This window comes from Chamaesiphon sp. OTE_8_metabat_110 (assembly GCF_031382685.1).
Lineage (GTDB): Bacteria > Cyanobacteriota > Cyanobacteriia > Cyanobacteriales > Chamaesiphonaceae > Chamaesiphon.
In genome coordinates this window covers 1-5,764 of record NZ_JANMZA010000345.1, presented here as the reverse complement: position 1 = coordinate 5,764, position 5,764 = coordinate 1, and the positions used below count along the sequence as shown (strand labels likewise).

The following is a 5,764-nucleotide window of genomic DNA, read 5'->3' as shown; positions in this document are numbered from 1 at the left end:
GATAGTTATTTATACTTACTCACACTCAAGGCAATTGTATCCCGGATTCCACGATTTTAGGATTTTAAATTATGGAGATTTCCGAGCTACGGCGATCGATCTACCAGGGATCGATCGTGTCGAGCAAGTGTGGATTTATTGTTTGTGACGGGGCGCTCTTGGGATTGTTCCGCTCGTGTAGAGCGATCGAAAATCGCGGTGTAAAGTCGTGCCATTCACCAGCCACTAGCCACCAACCAATTGCCATCTCATGTTAAATTGTTCTAGCTGGGGATCGGGGAAGTTTGGTGAGAATCCAAGACTGTGCCGCAACTGTGATGGAGCGCGAATGCTTCGAGTCAGAATACCGTGCTCTGAGCGTACCGATGGGGTACTTACATTCACTATTTCCTTGCGTCGCATAGGGAAGGAGTTAGATTCAGTGTCTGTTGAAAGGTCGATCTGTCCAGATATTTATCATCCTGCGATCGCGCGTGATGGATTATTGACGCGGTTGCGGATTCCAGGTGGGGTTTTGAATGAATTGCAGTGTGCGACGATCGCCCAGTTACTAGACACGATCGGGTTAGCATACGTCCAAGTTACCAATCGGGCGAACTTACAACTACGATCGATCGATCGAGATTTAGATAGCGGTTTATTAACGAAATTAACTGAATGTGGATTGGCTGCGAGTCAGACTGCCATTGATGGCATCCGGAATGTGATGCTGAGTCCGACAGCGGGAATCGATGCGCGGGAACTCATCGATGTCCGTCCGTTGGCGGCTGCTTGGCTGGCATATTTAGATAATCACCCCGAGCTGGGTGAATTGTCGAATAAATTTAGCGTCGGTTTTGATGGTGGTGGGAGTGTGAGTATTCTCGACCGACCCAATGATATATCGCTGTTAGCCGTTGGTGAGGATAAATTTAGTCTCTATCTGAGTATGGGCGATCGCGGACACCGACCACAACCTGTCGGGGTCGATTTAACGATCGATGAATGTTTGCCGATGTTGGCGGCGATTTCTCAGTGTTACCGCCAGGGTATCAAAACTATTGGTGGCGAGCTTCGCCGTCCGCCCAGACTCAGAAGTGTGATTCGGCACTTTGGTTTGACCGAGTTTGGCGAACTGGTGCGACGAGAAATTGCGGGTTCTAGCCGTTTAATTTTTAAAAACCGTGCAGATCGCGATGCGACGCAGGTAAATGAGGATGTTCATTTAGGCGTACATCCGCAACGTCAATCAGATCGCTATTATGTGGGTATCGTCTTATTATTGGGACGAGCGACTGGAGCGCAAGTCAGCGGTTTGGGCGCGATCGCCGCGCAGTACGGCAGTGGACATATTCGCCTGACTCCCTGGCAAAATGTCATTGTCCCCGATGTTAAGGATCGCGATCTCCAGAAGGTACAGGAGTTAATTACCGATCTGGGTTTGGTGCAAACAGCTACTCATCCGAGTAGTTTATTAAGAGCCTGTGCGGGTATGACTGGTTGCCAGTTTAGCGCGACTGATACTCAAGCCGATGCGATCGCGCTATCCGAGTATTTAGCTGCTAAATTTACCCTAAATCTACCGCTGAATATTCATTTTAGTGGTTGCGATAAATCTTGCGCTCAACACGAGCGAGCCGACATTACCCTGTGGGGCACCGAGAACGCCGATCGAACTGGCGGCAGCTATCGGCTCGAAATCGGTGGGGTTATGGGCGAATGTGGACAGGAAACCAGCAATCTATTGCCCCCCGAACGCGTCCCGATCGCGATCGGCAGCCTCATCGCCACTTATCACGAGCGCCGGATCGACTCCCGAGAATCATTTTCAGCCTTTATCAACCATCAAACATCAGCCCAACTGCAAGAATTACTTCATGTCGTCTAAAATTACCATTCCCGCTCCCTTACAGTACATCCGCGATGGGGCGGAAATTTATCGCCAATCTTTTGCCACAATTCGATCGGAAGCTCAACTCGATACATTACCAGCCGAGTTCGATGCTGTAGCAGTCCGACTGATCCATGCGTGTGGGATGATTGATATCGTCAACGATCTGGATTTTTCGATCGATGCCGCACGCGTCGGGCGCAAAGCACTAGCCGATGGGGCACCGATTTTATGCGATGCGCGGATGGTTGCCGATGGGGTGACGCGCAAACGCTTACCTGTCGATAATCGCGTGATTTGTACCCTCCCAGATCCGCAAGTCCCCGCTTTAGCCGCCCAATTAGAGAATACCCGATCGGCGGCGGCGTTAGAATTATGGCTGCCCTATCTAGCTGGAGCGGTAGTCGCGATCGGGAATGCACCCACAGCGCTATTTCGACTGCTAGAACTACTGGATGAAGGCGCACCCAAACCCGCCTTGATTCTGGGTTTCCCCGTCGGATTCGTGGGCGCGATCGAGTCTAAGGCGGCACTAGCAGCAGATAGTCGCGGGGTACCTTTTATTACGATTCACGGCAGACGCGGTGGTAGTGCGATGGCGGCTGCTGCTGTCAATGCACTCGCCACGGAGCAGGAATAATGGTTGCAATCCAGACAGGAAGATTATACGGGATCGGGGTTGGCCCTGGCGATCCGGAGTTATTGACACTCAAGGCATTGCGACTGTTGCAAGCGGCTCCAGTCGTTGCCTATCAGTCGGCAAACGACCATGAAAGCATCGCTCGATCGATTGTCGCATCATATTTACGTGGCAATCAAATCGAAGTGCCGTTTCATTTTCCGCGTGCGCTCGATCCAGAAGCCGCACAGGAATTATACGCCGAAGCAATTAAACCGATCTCGGCACATTTAGCAGCCGGACGCGATGTGGTTGTCTTGTGCTGTGGCGATCCGTTATTTTACGGATCGTTTATGTATTTATTTACCCGCTTAGCCGATCGATTTGTCACCGAAATCGTGCCGGGTGTATCCTCCCCAATGGGTGCCGCCGCCGCGATCGGGATGCCATTATGTTACCGTAATGATATTTTTAGCGTCCTATCAGCAACTTTACCTGTCGAAGTATTAACCACCCAATTAGCTAATGCCGATGCGGTGGCGATTATCAAATTGCGTCGTCATTTCGATAAAGTTTATCAAATATTGACCGATTTAGATTTACTCGATCGTGCTAAATATATCGAACATGCAACTGGTACCGAGCAAAAGATCATCTCGATCGCAGATGTCGATCCGCGTAATGTTCCCTATTTTTCCATGATTATCGTCCCCAGCAAAACCCAACTCTAAGTTAAAAATCCCCTCTTGGGAGGGGTGCCCGTAGGGCGGGGTGGGTAGGTCTTCGCTATCGACTAACGATCTCCGAATGATGGACATCGCATTCATATCTCTATTGTGCTAGCAATGTCAAGATATTCAGAATTATGAGATTTCAGCGGAGATCTTACCCACCCCGCCCGCTGGGCACCCCTCCAAGGAGGGGACTTTTAAGTAGACAGTAAGATTTCACCATTCGTAAATTCATAAAATCACATGCTGACCGATCGAATCAAAGATTTAATTGCTAGAGCTAGAATTGTCAGCTTCGCCAGTTGGGAGTCCTCACATCCCGCCGCTAGCATCGCTATTTTTCAAGCGGCTGAAGATGCCAGAGTCTATCTCACCGATGCCGACTACGCCCAGATCGCGGCATTATCGCCCCAGACTTCCCAGCTTATACCGATTTCAACCTTACTACGCGATCGAGTCGTTGAAATCATCGATGAAGCGAGAACCCATGTCTACGCCAAGTTTCCACACATTTCCGAGCCAGGTGGCGGACTCTATCCCCCCGAACGCGCCGAGGCTTGCTGGCGCGACTTCTGGCATTACTTACGCCCCATCACTTATGGATTGGCTGGCGAAAATTCTGACTATCTCAGTGCCGAAGGCTTAGCAAATATGCGGGTACTCTATCAAGAATTGGAAGTACCCCTCGATGCGATGACAGTCGGACTCCAAGGACTCAAAACCGCCAGTTTAAACCGGATCGATCCCAGCCAACACGAGATCGTCATCCCCTATTTCGATCCACTGATTACCCAATTACAATCCTTCTCAGCCAGCCATGAATAGCCCTCAAACCTTACGAATGTTGCTCTCCCACAACTTTGATATTATGGATCCTAATGTACCCGTACTGAGCCGGGAAGCCTTCACACAGATATTTGTCGAGGGCTTTACCGATCGCCCAGAAGTGCAGTGTCGTCAGATAAATAATCCTCACTGGATTCTCGAAGTTGTGGCTCCTGCTAATGCTTCGCCGCAACAACTCGGCGAAAAATGCGCTCAAATCCTGGCTCAGAGTCGATCGCAATCGATCGGGAAATTAGACTTTGATATCCTGATCCTCGGCGGCATCAAGACGACTCCCGCCACTAGCAATAATCCCGATGCCCTCCAACCCAATCAATGGGGTGTCGATGTCGTCGAAACCAAGTCAGGCGCACACTTCCTACAATCGATCGACTGGGATGGCACGATCTCCGGTAAATCCGCCGATAGTATCTTCAAGGCAGAGGCGATCGGTGGATAATGGCATGTGCCTGCTGCACAAGTAATTGCACATTAGCTTACACTCAACAGCTAGTTATGTCCGATCGAACTGTTGCGCTAGTTAGTCATGAAAATACACCGATTCCTGGAACTGATATTTGTGTCGCTCCAGGTCAGTTGGATATAATATCGATTCTGATAAACACGAGCGATAGGTTACAGTTATCCGATCGAGATCTATCATGGGTTAATCCCGATTATGAGCAAGAATTTAAACTATCGCTAAAAAGTCAACATTCGATCGAATTATTGAAGTTTTGATTAGAACACAAGATTTTGGCATTAATTTTGGCTGAAGCGATCCATTTGAATTTGAACTACAATAATCATTTTCAGGCAAACGCGATCGAGATCGTGTGATATAGCGAACTGGATTTTGACCACTAGCGTTTGGATTTAGCATCCGAGATTTTAAAGCGAACAGCTTACTTAGAATTTCCACCTTTATCTGATGAGGATTTGGTGGTAAATGCTGAAGGAACTTATCTACAGTTAGATGAGTTAGATGTTAGTTGTCAAAAAATAGCGATGGGGCATATTCTTTATCTAATGCAGCTATTGTCGATCGCGGTTTTTCAAGCTGGCTGTATTTAGTTGAAGCCATTCCTACGCCGAAGTCTTGAGATTGATGCCCAATACCTGAGTATAAGCTCCCCGTGCTTGCGTCACCCCGATCGTCCTGTCAGCAGCTTCAATCATCGGACGACGCAGACTCACTACCAAAAACTGCGCTCGATTGGCTTGCTTGCGAATCATCTTCGACAGGCGTTCTACGTTCGCCCCATCCAGGAACATATCTACCTCATCGAAAGCATAGAAGGGCGATGGACGGTAGCGTTGGAGGGCGAAGATAAAACTTAGAGCCGTCAGGGATTTCTCGCCCCCAGACATTGAAGAGAGCCGCTGTACGGGTTTACCTTTGGGGTGAGCGACGAGATTTAGACCGCCGCTAAATGGATCTTCGGCGTTTTCTAATTGGAGGAAGCCGTCGCCGTCAGAGAGTTCGGCGAAGATATCTTGGAAATTGAGGTTGACGGCATCGAAGGCTTCGCTAAAGGCTTGGAAGCGCAGGGTGGTGAAGTTTTCGATGCGGAGCAAGAGTTCCATGCTTTCGGCTTCGAGGGTGCCGAGTTTGTCGCTGAGTTCTTGGAGGCGGTTGTTGGTTTCTTCGTAGGCTTCGAGGGCGAGCATGTTGACGGGTTCCATCCCTTCCATCCGTTTTTGGAGCAGGCGGATTTG

At 49.4% G+C, this 5,764-nt stretch carries 6 protein-coding genes, 2 pseudogenes and 1 riboswitch; of the genes and pseudogenes, 6 read left to right on the top strand and 2 right to left on the bottom strand.

All coding sequences use genetic code 11. From position 1 onward, the window contains the following. Positions 1 to 100 precede the first annotated feature (100 nt). Entirely contained in the window at positions 101 to 247 is a 147-nt protein-coding gene (locus RMO52_RS12675) for a hypothetical protein (RefSeq protein ID WP_309743384.1), read from the bottom strand. Between the two features lie 30 nt (positions 248 to 277). Further along, positions 278 to 348, top strand: a riboswitch (cobalamin riboswitch). 73 nt (positions 349 to 421) lie between these two features. Between RMO52_RS12675 and cobG the strand changes: the two genes are divergently transcribed. From cobG to RMO52_RS12645, 6 genes and pseudogenes are all read left to right on the top strand, one after another. Further along, the gene (cobG, locus tag RMO52_RS12670) at positions 422 to 1,867 is read left to right on the top strand and encodes a precorrin-3B synthase (protein ID WP_310414673.1); all 1,446 of its coding nucleotides are present in this window, start codon (positions 422 to 424) and stop codon (positions 1,865 to 1,867) included. Continuing rightward, positions 1,857 to 2,510, top strand: a complete 654-nt coding sequence (locus RMO52_RS12665) for a precorrin-8X methylmutase (RefSeq protein WP_310414670.1) — start codon at positions 1,857 to 1,859, stop codon at positions 2,508 to 2,510. The genes cobG and RMO52_RS12665 overlap by 11 nt, the downstream gene beginning before the upstream one ends. Next, positions 2,510 to 3,220: a precorrin-2 C(20)-methyltransferase gene (cobI, locus tag RMO52_RS12660; protein ID WP_310414667.1), complete on the top strand. Its 711-nt coding sequence runs from the start codon at positions 2,510 to 2,512 to the stop codon at positions 3,218 to 3,220. The genes RMO52_RS12665 and cobI overlap by 1 nt, the downstream gene beginning before the upstream one ends. Positions 3,221 to 3,463: 243 nt before the next feature. Next, positions 3,464 to 4,045, top strand: a complete 582-nt coding sequence (locus tag RMO52_RS12655; protein WP_309740578.1) for a phycobilisome protein — start codon at positions 3,464 to 3,466, stop codon at positions 4,043 to 4,045. Next, positions 4,038 to 4,505: a DUF2656 domain-containing protein gene (locus tag RMO52_RS12650; RefSeq protein ID WP_309740576.1), complete on the top strand. Its 468-nt coding sequence runs from the start codon at positions 4,038 to 4,040 to the stop codon at positions 4,503 to 4,505. Before RMO52_RS12655 ends, RMO52_RS12650 begins: the two co-directional genes overlap by 8 nt. 407 nt (positions 4,506 to 4,912) lie before the next feature. Beyond that, positions 4,913 to 5,119: pseudogene (locus RMO52_RS12645) on the top strand (hypothetical protein); the annotation flags it as partial. A 12-nt stretch (positions 5,120 to 5,131) separates the two neighbouring features. Here the strand turns inward: RMO52_RS12645 and RMO52_RS12640 are convergent. Further along, positions 5,132 to 5,764, bottom strand: a pseudogene (locus tag RMO52_RS12640) (AAA family ATPase); the annotation flags it as partial.

What these genes read in the sequence shown, in the direction of transcription:
- RMO52_RS12675 (WP_309743384.1), bottom strand. Translation starts at nt 247, where the DNA reads ATGGCAATTGGTTGGTGGCTAGTGGCTGGTGAATGGCACGACTTTACA.
- RMO52_RS12665 (WP_310414670.1), top strand. Translation starts at nt 1,857, where the DNA reads ATGTCGTCTAAAATTACCATTCCCGCTCCCTTACAGTACATCCGCGAT.
- cobI (WP_310414667.1), top strand. Translation starts at nt 2,510, where the DNA reads ATGGTTGCAATCCAGACAGGAAGATTATACGGGATCGGGGTTGGCCCT.
- RMO52_RS12655 (WP_309740578.1), top strand. Translation starts at nt 3,464, where the DNA reads ATGCTGACCGATCGAATCAAAGATTTAATTGCTAGAGCTAGAATTGTC.
- RMO52_RS12650 (WP_309740576.1), top strand. Translation starts at nt 4,038, where the DNA reads ATGAATAGCCCTCAAACCTTACGAATGTTGCTCTCCCACAACTTTGAT.